Origin of the sequence: Janthinobacterium sp. GW458P (assembly GCF_002127585.1) — a bacterium.
Classification (GTDB): domain Bacteria; phylum Pseudomonadota; class Gammaproteobacteria; order Burkholderiales; family Burkholderiaceae_D; genus Janthinobacterium.
Genome location: NZ_NEGZ01000061.1, coordinates 1 through 18,516 on the forward strand (window position 1 = coordinate 1; position 18,516 = coordinate 18,516).

Annotated in this window: 17 protein-coding genes and 1 pseudogene; 7 read left to right on the plus strand and 11 right to left on the minus strand. The window is 64.7% G+C overall.

All coding sequences use genetic code 11. The features are described from left to right. A pseudogene (locus CBW50_RS29525) lies at positions 1-480 on the plus strand (MFS transporter); the annotation flags it as partial. Between the two features lie 113 nt (positions 481-593). Here CBW50_RS29525 and CBW50_RS24370 read toward each other — a convergent pair. From CBW50_RS24370 to CBW50_RS24380, 3 genes are all read right to left on the minus strand, one after another. Then, complete coding sequence (locus CBW50_RS24370; RefSeq protein ID WP_086147913.1) at positions 594-1,133, minus strand: CPBP family intramembrane metalloprotease; 540 nt, start codon at positions 1,131-1,133, stop codon at positions 594-596. A gap of 114 nt (positions 1,134-1,247) precedes the next feature. Beyond that, entirely contained in the window at positions 1,248-2,828 is a 1,581-nt protein-coding gene (locus CBW50_RS24375) for a methyl-accepting chemotaxis protein (protein ID WP_086147914.1), read from the minus strand. Positions 2,829-3,104: 276 nt separating this feature from the next. Then, on the minus strand, positions 3,105-3,554 hold the full coding sequence (locus CBW50_RS24380; RefSeq protein WP_086147915.1) for a hotdog fold thioesterase: 450 nt from the start codon (positions 3,552-3,554) through the stop codon (positions 3,105-3,107). A gap of 144 nt (positions 3,555-3,698) precedes the next feature. Between CBW50_RS24380 and lpxO the strand changes: the two genes are divergently transcribed. The 4 genes from lpxO (at position 3,699) to fdx (ending at position 6,176) form a co-directional block, all read left to right on the plus strand. After that, positions 3,699-4,598, plus strand: a complete 900-nt coding sequence (gene lpxO / locus CBW50_RS24385) for a lipid A hydroxylase LpxO (RefSeq protein ID WP_086147916.1) — start codon at positions 3,699-3,701, stop codon at positions 4,596-4,598. A gap of 82 nt (positions 4,599-4,680) precedes the next feature. Then, a complete protein-coding gene (locus tag CBW50_RS24390; RefSeq protein ID WP_086147917.1) occupies positions 4,681-5,091 on the plus strand; it encodes a DUF6331 family protein in 411 nt (136 codons plus the stop codon). Between the two features lie 30 nt (positions 5,092-5,121). Beyond that, a complete protein-coding gene (locus CBW50_RS24395; RefSeq protein ID WP_086147918.1) occupies positions 5,122-5,754 on the plus strand; it encodes a carbonic anhydrase in 633 nt (210 codons plus the stop codon). 89 nt (positions 5,755-5,843) lie between these two features. Next, complete coding sequence (fdx, locus tag CBW50_RS24400; RefSeq protein ID WP_086147919.1) at positions 5,844-6,176, plus strand: ISC system 2Fe-2S type ferredoxin; 333 nt, start codon at positions 5,844-5,846, stop codon at positions 6,174-6,176. Between the two features lie 44 nt (positions 6,177-6,220). Here fdx and CBW50_RS24405 read toward each other — a convergent pair whose 3' ends face one another. Further along, on the minus strand, positions 6,221-8,269 hold the full coding sequence (locus CBW50_RS24405; RefSeq protein ID WP_086147920.1) for a M13 family metallopeptidase: 2,049 nt from the start codon (positions 8,267-8,269) through the stop codon (positions 6,221-6,223). 118 nt (positions 8,270-8,387) lie between these two features. Then, positions 8,388-9,155, minus strand: coding sequence for a hypothetical protein (locus CBW50_RS24410; protein WP_086147921.1), 768 nt, complete (start codon positions 9,153-9,155; stop codon positions 8,388-8,390). Positions 9,156-9,322: 167 nt separating this feature from the next. On the opposite strand from CBW50_RS24410, the gene CBW50_RS24415 reads away from it, so the two are divergent. Continuing rightward, positions 9,323-9,559, plus strand: a complete 237-nt coding sequence (locus tag CBW50_RS24415; RefSeq protein WP_086147922.1) for a hypothetical protein — start codon at positions 9,323-9,325, stop codon at positions 9,557-9,559. Position 9,560: 1 nt separating this feature from the next. Here the strand turns inward: CBW50_RS24415 and CBW50_RS24420 are convergent, their stop codons facing one another. The 6 genes from CBW50_RS24420 to CBW50_RS24445 form a co-directional block, all read right to left on the minus strand. Then, complete coding sequence (locus CBW50_RS24420) at positions 9,561-10,130, minus strand: DUF1439 domain-containing protein (RefSeq protein WP_086147923.1); 570 nt, start codon at positions 10,128-10,130, stop codon at positions 9,561-9,563. Between the two features lie 207 nt (positions 10,131-10,337). Continuing rightward, the gene (locus CBW50_RS24425) at positions 10,338-11,258 is read right to left on the minus strand and encodes a hypothetical protein (RefSeq protein WP_086147924.1); all 921 of its coding nucleotides are present in this window, start codon (positions 11,256-11,258) and stop codon (positions 10,338-10,340) included. Positions 11,259-11,293: 35 nt separating this feature from the next. Continuing rightward, positions 11,294-11,737 (minus strand): hemerythrin domain-containing protein, encoded by a 444-nt coding sequence (locus CBW50_RS24430; RefSeq protein ID WP_086147925.1) that lies wholly within the window; start codon positions 11,735-11,737, stop codon positions 11,294-11,296. Positions 11,738-11,842: 105 nt separating this feature from the next. After that, on the minus strand, positions 11,843-13,198 hold the full coding sequence (prsR, locus tag CBW50_RS24435; RefSeq protein WP_086147926.1) for a PEP-CTERM-box response regulator transcription factor: 1,356 nt from the start codon (positions 13,196-13,198) through the stop codon (positions 11,843-11,845). A 15-nt stretch (positions 13,199-13,213) separates the two neighbouring features. Continuing rightward, positions 13,214-15,265 carry an XrtA/PEP-CTERM system histidine kinase PrsK gene (gene prsK / locus CBW50_RS24440; protein WP_086147927.1) on the minus strand — a complete coding sequence of 684 codons (2,052 nt, stop codon included), beginning with the start codon at positions 15,263-15,265 and terminating at the stop codon, positions 13,214-13,216. Continuing rightward, positions 15,262-16,650, minus strand: coding sequence for a TIGR03013 family XrtA/PEP-CTERM system glycosyltransferase (locus CBW50_RS24445; protein ID WP_086147928.1), 1,389 nt, complete (start codon positions 16,648-16,650; stop codon positions 15,262-15,264). Before CBW50_RS24445 ends, prsK begins: the two co-directional genes overlap by 4 nt. 214 nt (positions 16,651-16,864) lie before the next feature. Between CBW50_RS24445 and nadB the strand changes: the two genes are divergently transcribed. Then, positions 16,865-18,478 carry an L-aspartate oxidase gene (gene nadB / locus CBW50_RS24450; protein WP_086147929.1) on the plus strand — a complete coding sequence of 538 codons (1,614 nt, stop codon included), beginning with the start codon at positions 16,865-16,867 and terminating at the stop codon, positions 18,476-18,478. Positions 18,479-18,516: the final 38 nt, after the last annotated feature.

Sequence of the window (18,516 nt, forward strand, 5' to 3'; positions counted from 1 at the left end):
GCGGGCCTGGCCTGGCTGGCGCAGGTGCCGGGCCATGGCGGCACCGCGGCGCTGGCCGGCCCCCTGCTGCTGGTCGGCGCCGGCATCGGCTTGCCGTGGGGCTTGATGGATGGCATGGCCTTGAGCGTGGTGGACACGGACCGGGCCGGCATGGCGACGGGCATCTTCAATACCGTGCGCATCAGCGCCGACGGCGTGGCGCTGGCCTTGGCGGGCGCCACGCTGGCCGGCTTGATCGGGGCGGCGCTGGCGCGGCAACTGCCCAGCGACTTGCCCCTGCTGGCCGCCGCCAGCCGCGCCGCGCTCGGTGATATGCAACAGGCAACACAGCTGCTGGGCGGCCAGGAAGCGCTGCTGCGCGCCAGCTACGACGCCGCCTTCCGCCAGTTGCTGCACGGCCTGGCGGGGCTGGCCGTGGCGCTGGCCGCGCTGGTGCCGTACCTGCTCAGGAAGAAAGAAAGGCGCCTAACAAAAGCGTAGCGAGCGGAAGGTAGAGGTGGTCGATAAGCGCAACCGTACTCGAGTACGGGGGCGCCGGGCTGGCGAGCGTCGCAGGCCGCCTGTACCGACGCGCAGCAGGTTTTGGAGGGTGTCTAGGTGTCGAGGCCGTAGAACACGGCAACCAGGACGGCGATATTGTTGCAGGCGCGGGAAAAGGTCGTTGTCGCATAGGCAGCAGCCACGCCCGGCTCGCGGTAGCGCAGGTAGACAAAGCTGAACATGGCGCCCGACCCCAGCGCGACGATGGCGTGCAGCAAGCCGCCGCTGATGAAGTGCACGATGCCCCACAGGACGGCGCCGATAAAGACGCTCAGCTGGCGCCTGGCGCCCAGGCGCTTGAGGATTTCCAGCGGCAGCAGCTGGCCGAGGAAGGTTTCCAGGATGGGGGAGTAGATGACGACCCAGAACACCAGCAGGGGCAGCGACATTTCGCGCTTGAACTTGGCCAGGCCCGTGTGCGCGCCCCAGTATTCGGGCGGCAGCAGCCATTTGGTGACGATGAGGATGGCAAAGCACAGCATGCAGGTGAGCAAGCCCCAGCCGAGGCCGGCCAAGGCCTGGTGCAGCACGGGCGGCGCCGGCTTGTCGGCGTCTTCCGGGTTGGAAACATCGTTGCTGCTATGCACTTGCATGAGATGTCCTGGCGGTGATCCAGCTCCCATTGTAGCGCGGAATACGACTATTGGCGCATGGCTGTTGGCGCGCGGCGCGGCGCGTGGCACGCCGCGCCATTCCATGGCGCCGCGTCAGGCTGCCAGGCGCAAGGGGCCGCTGGCCGGCTTGCCCAGCTTGAAAATGCCCACTTCCTGCTCCAGCTGGGCGGCCTGCTGCTGCAATTCCTGCGCGGCGGCCGCCGCCTGCTCGACCAGGGCCGCATTTTGCTGGGTCACGCGGTCCATGTCGACGATGGCGCGGTTGACTTGCTCGATGCCGGCGCCCTGCTCCTGCGTGGCGTGGCTGATCTCGGCCATGATGCCCGTCACCCGGCCGATGCCGGCCACCACCTCGTGCATGGTGGCGCCCGCCTGTTCGACGAGCACCGTGCCCGTGCCCACCTTGCTGACGGAATCGTCGATCAGGGCCTTGATTTCGCGCGCGGCGGCGCTCGAGCGCTGCGCCAGGTTGCGCACTTCCGTCGCCACCACGGCAAAGCCGCGCCCCTGCTCGCCCGCGCGGGCCGCTTCCACGGCCGCGTTCAGGGCCAGGATATTCGTCTGGAAGGCGATGCTGTCGATCACGCCGATGATGTCGACGATCTTGTTCGACGAGGCATTGATCAGGCTCATGGTATGCACCACTTCGGCCACGGCCTTGCCGCCCTGCTCCGACACGGTCGACGCTTCGCGCGCCAGGCGGTTGGCCCGCTGCGCGTTATCGGCATTCTGGCGCACGGTGGAAATGAGCTCTTCCATCGACGAGGCCACTTCTTCCAGCGAGCCGGCTTGCTGCTCCGTGCGCTGCGACAGGTCGCGGTTGCCGGAAGCGATCTCGGTCGAGGCCGTGGCAATGCTTTCCGTGCCGTGGCGCACCTTGCCGACGATGGCGGCCAGGTTGTCGCGCATGGTCTTGATGGCAAACAGCAGGCTGCTGTCGTCGCCCTGGCGCGTGTGCACGTCGATGGCCAGCTCGCCCTGGGCGATGCGCCCCGCGATGGCGGCCGCATACGCCGGTTCGCCGCCCAGCTGGCGCAGCAGTCCGCGCGTGATGACGACGGCGACGGCGATGCAGACGAGTACGCTCAGCGCGGCCAGCGCGCCTATCCAGCGCAGCGACTGGCCGTAGATGGCTTGCGCGCCGGCACTGGCCTGGTCCGATTCCTGCTGCACGGTTTTCAGCACGGCATCGATGTCGGCGACGATCTGGCGCCGCAGGGGGCTGCATTCCTCGACGAGGAAGGTGCCGTACTGCTCCATCTGCCCGCTCGCGCGGAACTGGCGCGGACGCTGCAGCTCCTGCGCCATGGTTTTCAGGCCCGTGCTGACTTTCTCGAACTGGGCATCGCCGGCGAACTTCGGCGCCAGCCTGGCCAGCGCTTCCAGGTACAGCGCCTTCTGGCTGTCGAGGATGGCCAGCTCTTTCTCGGCGGCGGCCTGGTCATGAAAAATATAGGCGTTGCGGGCGGCCAGGCCCGTCTGGTCGAGCGCTTCGCGCGCCACGTACAGCGGTTCGAGTTTTTCCTGCTGTACCCTGTCCTGCGCGCCCATGGCGTCGGCGATGGCGCCCATGCGCAGCAGCGCGAACGCGGCCAGCACCAGCATGAGGATGACCAGCGCGGCAAAGCCTGCGCTCAGACGCGCGCCTATCGTCAAACGATTGAATGACATCATTGTTGTTATTGCCCTGTATAAAGTTGATTGTTGCCGGTTCCGCCAGACAAGTCCCGCCAGGGCTTGCCGGACACCGGCGATCTGCTCACCGTCGTGTTGCCTTTCCTGCAAGGCGCAGGATGGGTCTCTAACTGGCGTTTTTTGGGCAGTCAGCTTCTATTCCGGGCAATGTGGACGCGCGCGGACGACACCCGCACGGCACAAGAGCACACTGAATTATAAGCGAACAGCGTTATGGATGATTCCACGCGCCCACTTTTAATGCCTTGATGCAAATCAAGAAGCGCCGTGTCCAGCCGCGCCCGGGGCGTCGATGACGGCCATGGTGATGCGCGAGATGCAGCACAGCTTGCCGCCGTCGTCGACGATGCGGATTTCCCATACCTGGCTGCTGCGGCCCCGGTGGATGGGCGTGGCGCGCCCCGTCACCTGGCCGCCGCGCACGCCGCGCACGTGGTTGGCGTTGATTTCCTGGCCCACGCTCACGTGCCGGCGGCTGTCCAGGCAGGCATTCGCGGCCATGCTGCCCAGGGTTTCGGCCAGCAGCACGGAAGCGCCGCCATGCAGCAGCTTAAAAGGCTGCATGGTGCGGTGGTCGACGGGCATGGTCGCCTCGATCCAGTCGGGGCCGAAGGCCGTGAAGGCAATGCCCAGGTGGCGCATGGCCGTGCCCTCGCTGGCGGCGTTGAGGGCGGCCAGGTCGAGCGGTGCGTGCCAGATTTCCATGATGACCCTTGCTAGGTGTTGAAATAAAGCCATTGTAGGCCAGCCGCGCCGCGCGCGCCGCTTCATCTTTCCTTCACCCTGGCACGGGGTGGCGCTGGCATTAACTGGTTATAATTGCCCCATTCTTTCAAAACGAGGTTGTGTATGAAGTGGGCCTTGCTGGGCATTTTTGTGTTTTCTGTTTTACATATTCATTTTCGGGGCAAGGTGCGCCTGCCGTTTCGCCGCCAGATCTTCGATCACTCCTCGTTCATGGCGCCGCTGAATCTGTTCATGCACACCTTTTCCAGGGTGCCGGCCACGCCTTATCTGTCCGTCGAGCAATTCCCGGAACTGGCGCCGCTGCAGCAGAACTGGCAAATCATCCGCGATGAAGCGCTGCGCATGCAGGAAATGAAAAAGATCAAGGCGGCGGAAAAGAACAATGACGTGGGCTTCAATTCCTTCTTCAAGTATGGCTGGAAGCGTTTCTACCTGAAATGGTATGACGCGAACCACCCGTCGGCGCAACAGATGTGCCCGCAGACCTATGCGCTGCTGCAGTCGATACCCTCGATCAAGGCCGCCATGTTCGCGGAACTGCCGCAAGGCGGCAAGCTCAACCCGCACCGCGACCCGTTCGCCGGTTCCCTGCGCTACCACCTGGGCCTGCAGACGCCGAACGACGACCGCTGCTTCATCGACGTCGATGGCGAGCGCCACAGCTGGCGCGACGGCCAGGCCGTGATGTTCGATGAAACGTATATCCACTGGGCCCGCAACGACGCCGACAGCGACCGCATCATCCTGTTCTGCGACATCGAACGGCCGATGCGCTACCGTTGGGCGCAGGCGCTGAACCGCTGGCTGGGCCGCACCCTGATGACGGCCGCCGCCTCGCCCAACGAGCTGGGCGACCAGGTGGGCGGCGTGAGCAAGCTGTTCCAGATTTCCTGGACCATGGGCCAGTACCGCCGCCGCTTCAAGGCGTGGAACAAGACGGCCTACCAGGTCACGCGCGTGGCCCTCGTCGCGGCCGTGATCGCGCTGATCTACTTTATCTAGACACCGGCATAGCCGGTTTGACAAAAACCGCCTTCGGGCGGTTTTTTTATCATGCGATGCCATTGAGCAGGAGAAGGTGAAAATGACCGAACGCGACCGCCAGTACGATATCCAGATCGGCGACGACGCCTGGATCGAATACATCGATCTTGACGCACGCTATGACCAGGCCGTCGACATCGATGCCTTGCTGGGGGAACTGTGGCCGCTGATCTGCCGCCTGGAAACCCATTGCGTGGCCGGCTGTTGCGGCATCGACGCCTTCGACTTCACGCGTGAAGCCATCGCCGCGGCGCTGCTTGAGCTTGACCGCGCGCAACTGCATGCCGCCTGCGCGCAGGCGCGCAGCGCCTTGGCAGCGGCCGCCGGCGACGTTTTCGTGAGCAACACGATGAATCACATGGCCGATAAGCGCGTGTTTCTGCAATTGCTCGCGCATATAGACCGCTGCCTTGGCGGGCCGCAAGCAGGAGCGGCGCCAAATCGGCGATAATACCGGCTTCCACCACTCTCCTCTTTATTTATGCGCGACATCATTGCCGGATTTCTACGTTTCCAGAAGGAAGTCTTTCCTGAACGCCGAGAACTGTTCAAGACGCTGGCCACGGGCCAGACGCCGAAGGCCTTGTTCATCTCGTGTTCCGACAGCCGCATGGTGCCGGAACTGGTGACGCAACGGGAACCTGGCGAACTGTTCGTGATCCGCAACGCGGGCAACATCGTGCCCTCGTTCGGCCCGGAACCGGGCGGCGTGAGCGCCTCCGTCGAATTTGCCGTGGCGGCCCTGCAAGTGACGGACATCGTCATTTGCGGCCATTCCGACTGCGGCGCCATGAAAGCCATCGCCACCTGCACCTGCCTCGAGCACATGCCTGCCGTCAAGAGCTGGCTGCGCCACGCGGATGCGGCGCGCATGATCAACGAATCCGTCGAGCACGCCACGGAACAGGAGCGCATCGACGGCATGGTGCGGGCCAATGTCGTGGCCCAGCTCAACAACATCCGCACCCACCCTTCCGTGGCCCTGGCCATCACGCAAAAGCGGCTGACCCTGCATGGCTGGGTGTACGACATCGAAAACGGCTCGCTCGACGCGCTGGACGAATCGACCGGCCAATTTGTTCCGCTGGCGGAGCATCCGGCCTCGAAGCTGTAGCCGCGGCAAGTCCCAGGTCAGGCGCAAAATTCGCTTGACCTTCTCCAGGCGGGAAGGTTCAAGGTAGCGATATTCAAGGAGATTATCGTATGCCAACCATCACTGTATTACCCCATCCCGAGCTGGCCCCCGACGGCGCCGTCATCGACGCGCCGGAAAGCATGAGCATTTGCGACGCCTTGCTGCTCAACAAGATCGACATCGAACACGCGTGCGGCCAGGTGGGCGCCTGTTCCACCTGCCACGTCGTCGTGGTGCGCGGTTTCGACTCGCTCAACGCACTGGGCGACAATGAAGAAGACATGCTCGACCAGGCCTGGGGCTTGCAGCCCCACTCGCGCCTGTCGTGCCAGGCCCGCATCAGCCAGGAAGACCTGACGGTGGAACTGCCCCGCTACACGCTCAACCACGCCAAGGAATAGTCCCCGGCGCGGTGCGCGACTGCACTGCGGGTTTAGCACCTGATTTACCACATGATGACGCGCTGCTCGGGCGGCAGATACATGGGGTCGCCCGGCTTGATGTCGAAGGCCTCATAGAAGCCGGGCTGGTTTTTGACCGTGCCCTTGGCGCGGAATTCGCCCGGCGAATGGGGGTCGCTCTTGATCTGCGCGATGGCCGCTTCCGGACGCAGTTTGGCGCGCCATTTCTGCGCAAAGCCGATGTACAGGCGCTGTTCGCCCGTCAAGCCGTCGATGACGGGCGACGGCTTGCCGCCCAGCGAACGCTGATACGCCTTGTAGGTGATCGACAGGCCGGAATTGTCGCCGATGTTTTCGCCCAAAGTCAGCTCGCCATTGATGTGGTAGCCCGGCACGGGGCTGTAGGCGCCGTATTGCCTGACCAGCCCGGCGGCCAGCGCCTTGAAGGCGGCGCGGTCCTGCGCCGTCCACCAGTTGCGCAGACGCCCCTTGGCGTCGTACTGGCTGCCGGAATCGTCGAAGGCATGGCTGATCTCATGGCCGAAGGTGATGCCCAGCAAGCCGTAATTGACGGCGTCTTCCGCTTTCACGTTGAAAAACGGCGGCTGCAGGATGGCGGCCGGGATCGTGATGGCGTTCAGGGCCGGGCTGTAGCTGGCGTTGACGGTTTGCGGCGTCATCGACCATTCGTCGCGGTCGACCGGTTTGCCCAGCTTCTCCAGGTTTTGCTGGCGGCTCCACGCGCGCGCGGCGCGCACGTTGGCGATCAGGTCGTTCGGCCGCGTCTGCATGCTGCTGTAGTCGCGCCAGGTGTCCGGATAGGCGATCTTCGGCTTCAGGGCGGCCAGCTTGAGCTGGGCTTCCTTCTTGGTTTCCGGGCCCATCCAGTCCAGCTGTTCGATGCCGTCCTTGAACGAGGCGACGAAATTGTCGAACATGGCCATCACGCGCGGCTTGGTTTCCGGCGGCAGATACATGGCCACGTAGCGCTTGCCGACGGCGTCGCTGATGGCGTTATCCGTGAAGCGCAGCGCCAGCTGCCACTGCGGTTCGCTTTGCGGCACGCCGCGCAGCACCGTGCCTTCGAAGGCGAAGCGCTCCTTGACGGTCGCGCTATCGAGGTAGGAAGCATAGCTTTCGATGATGCGCCAGCTGGCATAGCTCTTCCACGATGCCAGCGGAATCGCCGCCACGGTCTCGGCAAAACCGCCAAGGAAGCTGGGCTGGCGCACCACGGCCGAGGTTTCCTTGACGGCCAGGCCGGCAGCGGCAAAGTAGGCTTTCCAGTCGAAGGCCGGCGCCAGTGCGGCGAACTGGTCGAAATCGACGCGGTTGTACGATTTGACGGGGTCGCGCATCTGCACGCGCGTCCATTGCGCTGCCGCAAGGCGCGTCTCGATATCGAGGACCTGCGCCGCATGGGCCGCCGCGGCCTTGTCGCCGCTCAAAGCCAGCATGGTCTCGATATGCTTGAGGTATTGCTCGCGCACGGCCTTGAGCTTGGCGTCGTCGTCCTTCAGGTAGTAATCGCGGTCGGGCAAGCCCAGGCCGGACTGGCTGATGTTGACGGTGTAGCGCTCGGGATCTTGCGCATCGGGCGCCACATAGGCGGAAAACGGCGTCTGGATGCCGTTGCTTTGCATAAAGGCAAACAACGCCGGCAAGTCCTTCTTGTCCTTCACGCTGGCCACGCGGGCCAGCTCGGCCTTCAAGGGCTTGAAGCCGGCCGCATTGCGCGCCTTGTCGTTCATGAAGCTCGTGTACAGGTCGGCGATCTTGTGCGCCTCGCTGCCGGGCTTGCCGGGGTTCTTCACGGTCGCCTCGATCAGGCCGCGCAGCTGGCCCTGCGCGATTTCGCGCAATTCGATATACGTGCCCCAGACGGATTTGTCGGCCGGGATTTGCGTATTGCGGGTCCATACGCCGTTGACGTAGCCATAGAAATCATCCTTGGGGCTGACGGCCGGGTCCAGGGTTTTCAGGTCGATGCCGGAGACTGGCGCAGCAGCGTGTGCGCCTTGCTGGGCGTACAGCGAGGGCGAGGATAAGGCGAGCAAGGCGCAGCAGGCGGCGCTGATGAGTGAACGTTTCACGAAGAGTCCCTTAATTGTTTTAATTGCATGCTGGAGCACATGCTGCGTCCAGCCATGAGAGGCCGGATTATAGTCGGCCTGCCTGCGGGCAACAATGACAGTTGAACAATTCCGGAGATCAGCGGATCAGCAGATCAAACAGATCCAGGCCTTTTTTATCCTGATTTTTCAGCATGTCCGCAAGCGAACCCGGCGTCGGCCCGCCATCGCCGGCCGCATGATTGAAATAATTAAAATCGAGCTTGATCTTGTCTTCCAGGTCGCTCGCATAATTGGCCGGATATTGCGACTGTTCCAGCTGGGGCAATGCATGGTAATGCGCCAGCACGGATTTGAAGAAATTGGTCGTCTTGCCGGTAGTATTGTATTCATGCATCGCTTGCGCCACGACTTGCGTGCGCCAGGCCTCTTCTTCCTGATACGCCTGCATAAAGGCGGCGCGCCGCTCGTTGATGGTAAAGGTCCCGCTGTCATCGTTCGAAATGGCGGACAATTGCTCGCGCGAAAGCCCGGCAAACGGATTGGGGCCCTTTCTCTCGACATAAGCGGTGGCGGCGGCGGCCGACTTTGCCGCTGCCGCATCGTTCGGTTGCGGCACCTGCTTTGCGGCGGCTGCCATGTGTTCGGCGTCCAGCGGATACAGGATGTCGGCGGTATTGTCATTCACCCACGCACCCAGCGTCGCGTGGTCGTAGCCCCGGATGGTGGCGCTGGTGGCTTTCTCGGCCGCCGACAAGCGCCCGGCCAGGGTCGAGATCACGACATCGTCCGCCACGGCGGCCGTGGCGGCAGGCGCCTGCGTGGCCGGCGCCTTGTCCGATGGTGTTTTATTGCCTTCTGCGCCAGACAGCGCCCCGGACCGGATTCCTGCCGTGCTGATATGCATCGTCGCCCACCCAAAGATAAGTAAATGTTACTATAGTACAATAAATATGCTAGCCAGGCCGGGGAAATTCACGGCTTTCTCCCCGTCCGGCGATGCCGTTCGAGCGCATGCGGCGGCGGTTCCGGCCTGCCGTCTCTATTTAGCCATTCTCAGACTGGAGCAGCCAGATGCAGGAATTGCGGTTCAATATTTTCGGCACGCTGATCGCCGTCCGGGGAAATCCGGGGGCATGGCGCGCCTTCTACCTGGGCGCGGAAGGCAAGCGCCGCCCCGCCGATTTCATTATTCCGGACGATATTCAAGCAGATGCCCTGTGCGAATACCTGGCGGACCTGTTCCATGAAGAGGCCACGCCGCGCAACAACACGGCCACGCCAATCGCCGCGCCCGCATGCCAGCCCTAAGCTACTTCACCGGCTCGAACGTCACCGTCAAGCCATTGCCCGTGGTCCGGATCTGCGTCGGCACGAATTGCACGCCCGCATAGCGCAATTCGTCGGGCTTGAAGGTGTAGATGGGCGTTTCATGCATGAGCTGATCGGCCACCAGGCTGGCCACCTTGGCGAACTGGCGCTGCTGCGACTCGTCCATTCCGTCGATGCTCACCTTGTCCACGCTCGCCTCGCTCAGGTACACGGCATTGCGCTGCGCGTCGAGCACGAGGCGGCCCGACATGGCCAGGCTGCCGCGCCAGGTCTGGCGGATGAACGGCGGCATGACGCTGGCGTCCACGCTCAGGGCCACCCGTTCGCGCTCGGGCTGCAGCGACAGCTGCGGATGCGTCAGCCTGACGTCCAGCACGGACAGCACGCGCTTGTCGATGGGAAAACGGCGCTCCAGGCCTTGCTGCATCTTGCTCAGCGACACATTCACGTCGCGCGGACCGATCAGGGTGGAGCACGAAGCCAGCATCGAGCAGGCGATGGCGGCGATAGCGGCGGTTTTCAGCAAGGGACGCAGGACGGTCACGTTCATGGATAGTCTCGGTGGAAAGATGGCGCCATCTTACACACGCGGCCGCTTTCATGCAAAAACCGGCGCCCGCCTTGCAGCGGGCGCCGGTTCCTGTGTTTTACCTTGTCAACGCACGAACAGGGCGATCAGTATGACGATGGGCAATGGTATGCCCAGCAGCAGCAAGAGGATGGAACGCATGGCAGACTCCTTAACGATAGTGGGGGTTCAGATGGTGACGTGGCGCAGCACGCGCTCATGGTCGCGCTGGCGGCCGCCGAACGTGGCGGCCAGGCTGGCAACGAAAGCCCCCAGCAGCAAGGCAACGAACATCCACAAGGCCGTGTGGGCGCCGGCCTTGCGCGCCGTTTCCGCCGCTTGTTGGGCCGCAGCCTTCGCATCGGCGGCGGCCTTGGCGGCGCGCCCGTAGACGGCGTCGACGCGCGCTTCCGCGTCGGCCTGGCTCAAGCCCGTGCGGCTGGCCACGACCTGGCCCAGGTAGGCGCGGTCATCGGCGGCCAGGCTGCCCGTGGACAGGCTGCTTGCGAAGATCTTGCCGATTTCCATGCGCTGCTCGGCCAGCGTGACGCCCGGCTCCGTGGCAGCCGGGGCTGGCGCGGCGCGCAGCAGCATGTCCGAGAAATAATCGAGCGGATTGGCGCCGCCGCCCTCGCCTTGCTTGGCGCTGGCTGCACCTGCAGCACCTGCGCCCGCCCCTACGGCCGGGCCAACGGCAGCGGCCACGCCGCTGCCCGCATCGATGGCGCCGCTGAGGACGGCGCGCGTGCCGCCGGCCAGCAGGCCTACGGTGAGCAGGGTCGCCACGGCCCAGGCCAGCAAGCCGTGCGCCGTGTCGCGGAAATGCACCTCATCCGTATGCACGGCGCTCCATTTCACGCGCAGCCGGCCCGCCATGTAGCCGCCGATGCCGGACGCGGCCAGCTGCATGAAGGCCAGCCAGGCGATGGTCGACACGCCGATGGCCGTGGCGTTGAACGACCATGGCGACACGGACGACAGGCCCAGTCCCACGCCGAGGATCAGCAGGATGAAGGACAGGGCGGCGGCGGCCGCCGCGCCCGCCAGCACGGCGCCCCAGGACACGCCCGGGTGATTCAGGTCCGACTCGGACAATTGCGTAGCTTGCATGGAATACTCCCTTGATTGATGATTTTATTGGCGCTTCAGGCGGCGACGCCCGTCAGCTGTTCCTTGCGCGCGGCCATTTCCCGGCCCAGCGCCTCGAGGTCGACGCCAGCCTGTCGCACCTTGGGAAACATGTCCCCCTCTTCTTCGCCCACGTGGTGCTCGATCTGCTCGGACAGGACCTTGACCTTGGCGTCGTACAGGTCGTCGGCAGGGTCCATCGCTTCGATTTGCGCGATCAGTTCCTTGGCGCTCGCGTGTTCGACGAGGGCCTCATCCATCAGGTCGGCGTCGCGGATGGGACGGCGCACGGCCGGATAGAAGATTTCCTCCTCCAGCTGCGTGTGCACGGTCAGTTCCTGGCAGATCTGGTCGGCCAGCTTTTTCTTCGTTGCCAAGGAGCGGTCGCTCAGGTTCTCGTATTGCGCAAACAGGGCCTTGACGGCCTTGTGGTCCTTCAGCAGTAAATTGATCGCATTCATGACGCCTCCTCGTTGTTGATGAGGCTAGGATGCACCGGAGCGGCGCCAGCGTATGTGCGACGCCTTACACAATCTTGATATTTGATACACATCAGTGCACGGACGCTATTTGATGCCGTGGTGTCCCATCAGGTCGTACAGGGTGGGCCGGCTCACGCCCAGCAGTTCGGCCGCGCGGGCGATATTGCCGTCGGCGCGCGCCAGCGCCCGCACCATGACCTTGTATTCGGCCGCTTCGCGGGCCTGGCGCAGGTTGATGGATGCGTCCACGGGCGCCGCCTGTGCGCTGGCGGGCAAGCCCAGGTCGTCGGCGGCGATCTGCGGCCCGTCGCACATGATGACGGCCCGCTTGATGCAGTTTTCCACTTCGCGCACGTTGCCGGGCCAGTCATGGCTTTCGATCAGCTGCAGCGCGCCGGCGCTGAAATGCAGGCTGCCCCGCCCTTCGCCGGCGCAGAACTTGTTCTTGAAATGGTGGGCCAGCAAGGCCGCGTCGCCGGCCCGCTCGCGCAGCGGCGGGATGCGCAGCACGATTTCGCTGAGGCGGTAATACAGGTCTTCGCGGAAACGCCCCTGCCCGGCCAGCACCTTCAAATCCTGGTGCGTGGCGCAGACGATGCGCACGTCGACGGCGATCTCGCCCCGCCCGCCGACGCGCTCGATGACCCTTTCCTGCAGAAAGCGCAGCAATTTCGCCTGCAGCGCCAGCGGCATGTCGCCGATTTCATCGAGAAAGAAGGTGCCGCCGTGGGCCAGCTCGATCTTGCCCAGGGTCTGCCGCGCCGCGCCCGTAAACGCGCCCCGTTCATAGCCGAAGAGTTCGCTCTCCAGCAGGTTTTCGGGGATGGCCGCGCAATTGATGGCGACGAAACGCTGGGCGTGGCGGCTCGACAGCGCATGCAGGCCCCGCGCGATCAGCTCCTTGCCGCTGCCCGAGTCGCCCAGCAGCATCACGCTGGCCGACGAAGGCGCCACTTTTTCCACGCTGCGGCACAGTTTCAGCATGCCGGGGTCGCGGCTGACGATGCCGGCCAGCGGCGAATCGGCCTGCGTCTGCAGCATGCGGCGGTTTTCCTGCTGCATGGCGTGCAGGTAGAAGGCGCGGGCGATGACCAGGCCCAGCATGTCGGCGTCGAACGGTTTCTGGTGGAAATCGTAGGCGCCCAGCGCGATGGCTTTCAAGGCATGCGCGCGCTCCTGGTTGCCCGACAGGATGATGACTTTCGTGTCCGGCGCCAGCGCGAGGATCTGCTGCAGGGTGGCCAGCCCCTCCGTGGCGCCGTCCGGGTCCGGCGGCAAGCCCAGGTCCATCGTCACGACGGCCGGCTGGTGGCGCCGCACCAGCGCCAGCGCCGCCTCGCGCTCGCCCGCCAGCAGCACCTCGTAGCCGTCAAAACTCCAGTGCAGCTGCTTTTGCAGGCCGGGATCGTCTTCGATGACCAGCAGTTTTTGCTTGCCCATGCTCTTCCTTTCTGTTCATGCGGCATGCAGCGGCAAGACCACGCGGAACGTCGTGCCGACGCGCGGTGCGCTGCGCACTTCCAGACTGCCGCCCACTTCGCGGATGTATTCGCGGCTTTCAAACACGCCGATGCCCATGCCGGCCGTCTTCGTCGTATCGAACGGCTTGAACAGGCGCTCGCGGATGAACTGCTCGCTCATGCCCTGCCCCGTATCGTCGAGTTCGACGACGGCCGTGCGATGCTCGCGCCGCAGCCGCACGTCCACCGTGCCGTCGCTGGCCGTCGCCTCGATGGCGTTCTGGATCAGATGGCCGAGCACGCGTTCGAGGCGCGCGCGGTGGGCCAGCACCGTCAGGCCGGCATCGACGATTTCCAGCCGCGGCGCCGGCGCCAGGCTGGCCTTGGCCGCCACGGCCTGGCGCAGCAAGCCGTCCAGGCGCAGCGGCGCGGGCGCCTCGGCCGCCTCGCCGTGGGCCAGCTTTTGCAGCAGGGTCTTCATTTTCTGCACGGAATGATCGAGGGTACGCAGCATGTCTTCCTGGAAAGCGGGATTGGCGCGGTGCTTTTCCGCATTGCTCAGTAATAGAGATAATTGAAACACCAGGTTTTTCAGGTCGTGCACGATGAAAGTGGACATGCGGTTGAACGATTCGAACTGGCGCGACACCATCAGGGAGTCGAGCGACTCGCGGTGCGCCAGGTAGCCGGCGGCCTGGCTGCCGGCAATTTTCAGCACGTCGCGGATTTCCCAGTTCAGGCCGATGGGCGTGCGGGGCCGCGCCAGCGCGACAAAGGCGAACAGCTGGCCGTGCAGCATCAGCGGCACCAGCAGCCACGCCTGGGGCAAGGCCAGCAGCGCGGGCGGCAGGACCAGGCCGCCGTACCGGCGCGGATTCTGCCGGCAGTCGGGCACGTCGATCACCCACTGCCGTGCTTCCAGGAACTGGCACAGGGGACCGGACGCCGGCTCGCTCCAGGCGGACGGCGGCCAGTTCCAGCTGGCGGCAGCCGCGAACTGGCCCCCTTCGCGCAAAATCCACAGGGCGCCGGCCGGGCTTTCCACCAGTTGCGCCATGGCCTGTATCGTGCGCTCGCCCAGCGCCGGGCCGTCTTCCGACAGCGCGCGCGTAAAGCGCAGCCATTCCTCGCGGTAATCGAAGATGGCGTTATAGAAATGCTTGTTGATGCTGACCTTGAGCTTGGCGCGCAGGCTGCCGGAAAACAGCACGCCGGCCAGCAGCAGGGCCGCGCCGCCCAGGTAGGCCATCTGCATCAGCGCGCCCCAGGTGCCGCCGAAATAGCGCAGATAATAGGCGCTGGCCGCCATGGCCAGCAGATAGATGGCCGAGCCGAGCAAGGCGGCCGAGCGGTACATCACCTGGCGCGAGACGGACAGGCCCAGCGCCCAGGCCGGGTTGCGGGCGGCCGAGATGGCCAGCAGCGGCGCGCACAAGGCGTCGACGATGCCGCGCGCGGCCCAGATGTCGTCATTGATGGCGCGAAACAACAAGGCGTCGCTGTACAGGTAAAAATCATAGGCAAACAGGCCGCCCACGCCCAGGCAGGCAAACTTGACGCCCCAGCGCTGCAAGGGCGGCGTGTTGCGGTACCACTGTTCCACCAGCAGCATGCCCAGCACGGCCAGCAGCAAACGGCTGACGCTGGCGATGATGCGCGCCGGCAAAGGCAACGCCAGCCACGCCGAGGCCAGCGCGGACAGGCCGGGCGCCAGCGCCGTGAGGACGATGCCGGCCAGCACGAGACGCAAGCGGGGCCGCGACGGCGCGATCAGCAGCAGCAGGAACACCAGCCAGGCGCCCGTGCGCAGCATTTCCAGCGCGTCGCCGGCCAGCGAAATGCGCCGCCCCAGCAGCACCAGCACCACCGTGCCCGTCGCCCATGCGCCCGTCGCCAGGCAGGCGGCCAGCAGCGCCCGCGCGTTCTGCCGCGCGCGCCAGTTGCTGATGAGCAGCAGCGCCAGCACGAAGAAGGCCAGCGACGCCAGCCCGTGGCTGAGCGCCGCCGCGTCGGCCGCCGCCAGCCAGGCCGGCTGCGCCCGCATCATCGGCTGCCCTTGCCAAACAGCACCACCTGTACCGTGTCGAGCAGGATCAGCAAGTCGAGGAACAGGCTGTTGTTTTTCACATAATACAAATCGTATTGCAGCTTCTTCACGGCGTCATCGACGGAAGCGCCATACTGATAGCGCACCTGGGCCAGGCCAGTGATGCCGGGCTTGATGCTGTGGCGGATGTTGTAGTACGGCACCTGTTCCTTCAGCTGCTCGACAAAGTAGGCGCGCTCGGGACGGGGGCCGACGAAACTCATCTCGCCGCGAAACACATTGAGCACCTGCGGCAGCTCGTCGATGCGCAGCTTGCGGATGAGGCGACCCACCCGCGTGATGCGCGCATCGTCGGCCTGCGCCCACACGGGCGTGCCCTCGCGCTCGGCGTCGCAGCGCATGCTGCGAAATTTCAGCACGCGGAAGGGCAAGCCGTCGCGCCCCACCCGTTCCTGCTGGTAAAACACGGGACCGCCGTCTTCCAGGCGGATGCACACGGCTGTCGCCAGCATCACGGGCAGCGCCGCCAGGCAGATGATGCCGCTGGCGGCCAGGTCGAACAGGCGCTTCGAGGCGGCGCGGAAAAAGCTCTGATCGAAGCCGCCGCCGTAGATCAGATAGCTCGGCTGCAAGGAGTCGATGCGGATCTGGCACGCTTCGCGCTCGAAGAACGTGGCCGCGTCGATCACTTTCACGCCGCCCAGCGCGCATTCCAATAGTTGCTTGACTGGAAACGCGCCATTGCGCCGGTCGCTGACGGACACGACGATCTCGTGCGCATCGTGGCGCTGGGCCATGGCCAGCAGCGACGGTTCCGTCGGCAACATTGCCGAGGCCGGCACGCAGCATTGCTCGCCGGCCACGGCGATGCAACCGACCACGGTGAACTGGTGGAAGCCGATCTTGCTGGCCGCCAAGTCCATGCATTCACGCGCCAGCGCCCCGCCGCCCACCAGGATCAGCCGCCCTTCCATCAGCGCCGACTGCGAAGACTTGAACACGACGAGACGGGCCAGCAGCACGCCGATGGCCCCCAGCCCGAAGACGAGCACGCTGCCGCGGCCGAACTGCAGCGCGGGTATGAAGCGTATCAGCACGCTGAGCACGGCAAAGCCCAGGGCGAACGACGGCAGGATGCGCAGCAAGGTGTTGCGGATGTCGTCGCGCGAGCGGTGCTGGTACATGCCCAGGGTGCTCATGCTCAGGACGATGACGAGCGCGAAGATCGTGGACGACAGATAGACCTCGCCCGCGCGCACGAGGCGGCTGCCGTCCGCCAGCCACAACAGCGATGTCAATGTGGCCGACAGCAGCAGGATCAGGATTTCCAGCAACAGCAGGATAAACGCTGTTTTCGAGACGTAATGGCTGAAGATGCGGATCATGGTTCCCCCTGCGGCAAGAAGCGGCCGGCGCCTGCCGCGCCGACGCACGGCGGCATGGTTCCGGTCCAGCCATCATGGCGGACTGTTCCGCGCAGGCATTGATACGCAACAAGCTACGGGCCCGGCTATCTTTCGCCGGTAGAATTTATCTCAACACATTACCGAATCAGGGGAAATGGAATATAGTATGCATCCCCTAAAAGAGATAAATGTCATGAAATTTGATGTAGCGATTGTCGGCAGTGGCCTGGCGGGTTTATCGGTTGCACTGCATTTAGCTGAGACGCGCACCGTCGCGATCATTTCCAAACGCGCGCTGCTCGACGGCGCCAGCAACTGGGCGCAGGGGGGCATCGCGGCCGTGCTGGACTCGGGCGACAGCCACCAGCAGCACATCGAAGACACCCTGGTGGCCGGGGGCGGCCTGTGCGACGAGAGCGCCACGCGCTACATCGTCGAGCACGGCCGCGAAGCCATCGAATGGCTGATCGAGCAAGGCGTGCCGTTTACGCGCGACGCCACGGCCGAGCTGGGTTTCCACCTGACCCGCGAAGGCGGCCACAGCCAGCGCCGCATCATCCACGCGGCCGACGCCACGGGCCACGCCGTGCAGGTGACGCTGGAAGAAAAGGTGCGCTCGCACCCGAACATCAGCCTGTTTGAACACCATTGCGCCATCGACCTGATCACGTCCGACAAGCTGGGCATGAAACCGGCCCAGCGCAACGCCCAGCCCCATTGCCACGGCCTGTATGTACAGGATGAGCAAACGGGCAAGGTGCTGACCTTTGCCGCCGAGCACACCGTGCTGGCCACGGGCGGCGCCGGCAAAGTGTATTTATATACAACCAATCCCGACACGGCCAGCGGCGACGGCATCGCCATGGCCTGGCGCGCCGGCTGCCGCGTGTCGAACATGGAATTCATCCAGTTCCACCCCACCTGCCTGTACCACCCGTACGCGAAGTCGTTCCTGATCACGGAAGCCATCCGTGGCGAAGGCGGCTTGCTGAAACTGCCGCCCGAAGCGGGCGCGGCCGCCGGCACGCGCTTCATGCTGGCCCACGACGAGCGGGCCGAGCTGGCGCCGCGCGACGTGGTGGCGCGCGCCATCGACTTCGAGATCAAGAAGCGCGGCCTCGATTACGTGCACCTGGACATCAGCCACAAGCCGGCCGACTTCCTCATCGAACACTTCCCCACGATTTACGCGCGCTGCCTGGAACTGGGCATCGACATCACCAAGCAGCCGATTCCCATCGTGCCGGCCGCCCACTACACCTGCGGCGGCGTCGTGACGGACCTGGCCGGCCGCGCCGACCTGCCCGGTCTGTACGCCGTGGGCGAGACGGCGTGCACGGGCCTGCATGGCGCGAATCGCCTGGCGAGCAATTCCTTGCTCGAATGCATAGTCATCGGCCGCGCCTGCGCGCAGGATATCGAAAGCAAGGAAAAGCTGGGCACGCCGTATTTGCCCGACTGGGATGAAAGCCGCGTCACCGATGCCGACGAAGAGGTGGTGATTTCCCACAACTGGGACGAACTGCGCCGCTTCATGTGGAATTACGTGGGCATCGTGCGCACGACCAAGCGCCTGGAGCGGGCCCAGCACCGCATCGCCCTGCTGAAGGAAGAAATCGACGAGTACTACCGCAACTTCCGTATCACGCACGATTTACTGGAATTGCGCAACCTCGTCGACGTAGCCTCGATGATCGTCAACAGCGCCCTGTCGCGCCGCGAAAGCCGCGGCCTGCACTTCAGCCGAGACTATCCGGAAACCTTGCCGAAGGCCATCGCCAGCGTGCTGACGCCGCCGCACCGCTAAGCCACCAGGCCCTTCCATCCTGGAAACCATGCAAGGTC

Excerpts from the sequence above, each read along its gene's own strand:
- CBW50_RS24425 (WP_086147924.1), bottom strand. The coding sequence starts at position 11,258 with ATGCAAGCTACGCAATTGTCCGAGTCGGACCTGAATCACCCGGGCGTG.
- lpxO (WP_086147916.1), top strand. The coding sequence starts at position 3,699 with ATGAAGTGGGCCTTGCTGGGCATTTTTGTGTTTTCTGTTTTACATATT.
- fdx (WP_086147919.1), top strand. The coding sequence starts at position 5,844 with ATGCCAACCATCACTGTATTACCCCATCCCGAGCTGGCCCCCGACGGC.
- prsK (WP_086147927.1), bottom strand. The coding sequence starts at position 15,265 with ATGATGCGGGCGCAGCCGGCCTGGCTGGCGGCGGCCGACGCGGCGGCG.
- CBW50_RS24395 (WP_086147918.1), top strand. The coding sequence starts at position 5,122 with ATGCGCGACATCATTGCCGGATTTCTACGTTTCCAGAAGGAAGTCTTT.
- CBW50_RS24375 (WP_086147914.1), bottom strand. The coding sequence starts at position 2,828 with ATGATGTCATTCAATCGTTTGACGATAGGCGCGCGTCTGAGCGCAGGC.
- CBW50_RS24415 (WP_086147922.1), top strand. The coding sequence starts at position 9,323 with ATGCAGGAATTGCGGTTCAATATTTTCGGCACGCTGATCGCCGTCCGG.
- CBW50_RS24380 (WP_086147915.1), bottom strand. The coding sequence starts at position 3,554 with ATGGAAATCTGGCACGCACCGCTCGACCTGGCCGCCCTCAACGCCGCC.
- CBW50_RS24410 (WP_086147921.1), bottom strand. The coding sequence starts at position 9,155 with ATGCATATCAGCACGGCAGGAATCCGGTCCGGGGCGCTGTCTGGCGCA.
- nadB (WP_086147929.1), top strand. The coding sequence starts at position 16,865 with ATGAAATTTGATGTAGCGATTGTCGGCAGTGGCCTGGCGGGTTTATCG.
- CBW50_RS24445 (WP_086147928.1), bottom strand. The coding sequence starts at position 16,650 with ATGATCCGCATCTTCAGCCATTACGTCTCGAAAACAGCGTTTATCCTG.
- prsR (WP_086147926.1), bottom strand. The coding sequence starts at position 13,198 with ATGGGCAAGCAAAAACTGCTGGTCATCGAAGACGATCCCGGCCTGCAA.
- CBW50_RS24430 (WP_086147925.1), bottom strand. The coding sequence starts at position 11,737 with ATGAATGCGATCAATTTACTGCTGAAGGACCACAAGGCCGTCAAGGCC.
- CBW50_RS24370 (WP_086147913.1), bottom strand. The coding sequence starts at position 1,133 with ATGCAAGTGCATAGCAGCAACGATGTTTCCAACCCGGAAGACGCCGAC.
- CBW50_RS24390 (WP_086147917.1), top strand. The coding sequence starts at position 4,681 with ATGACCGAACGCGACCGCCAGTACGATATCCAGATCGGCGACGACGCC.
- CBW50_RS24420 (WP_086147923.1), bottom strand. The coding sequence starts at position 10,130 with ATGAACGTGACCGTCCTGCGTCCCTTGCTGAAAACCGCCGCTATCGCC.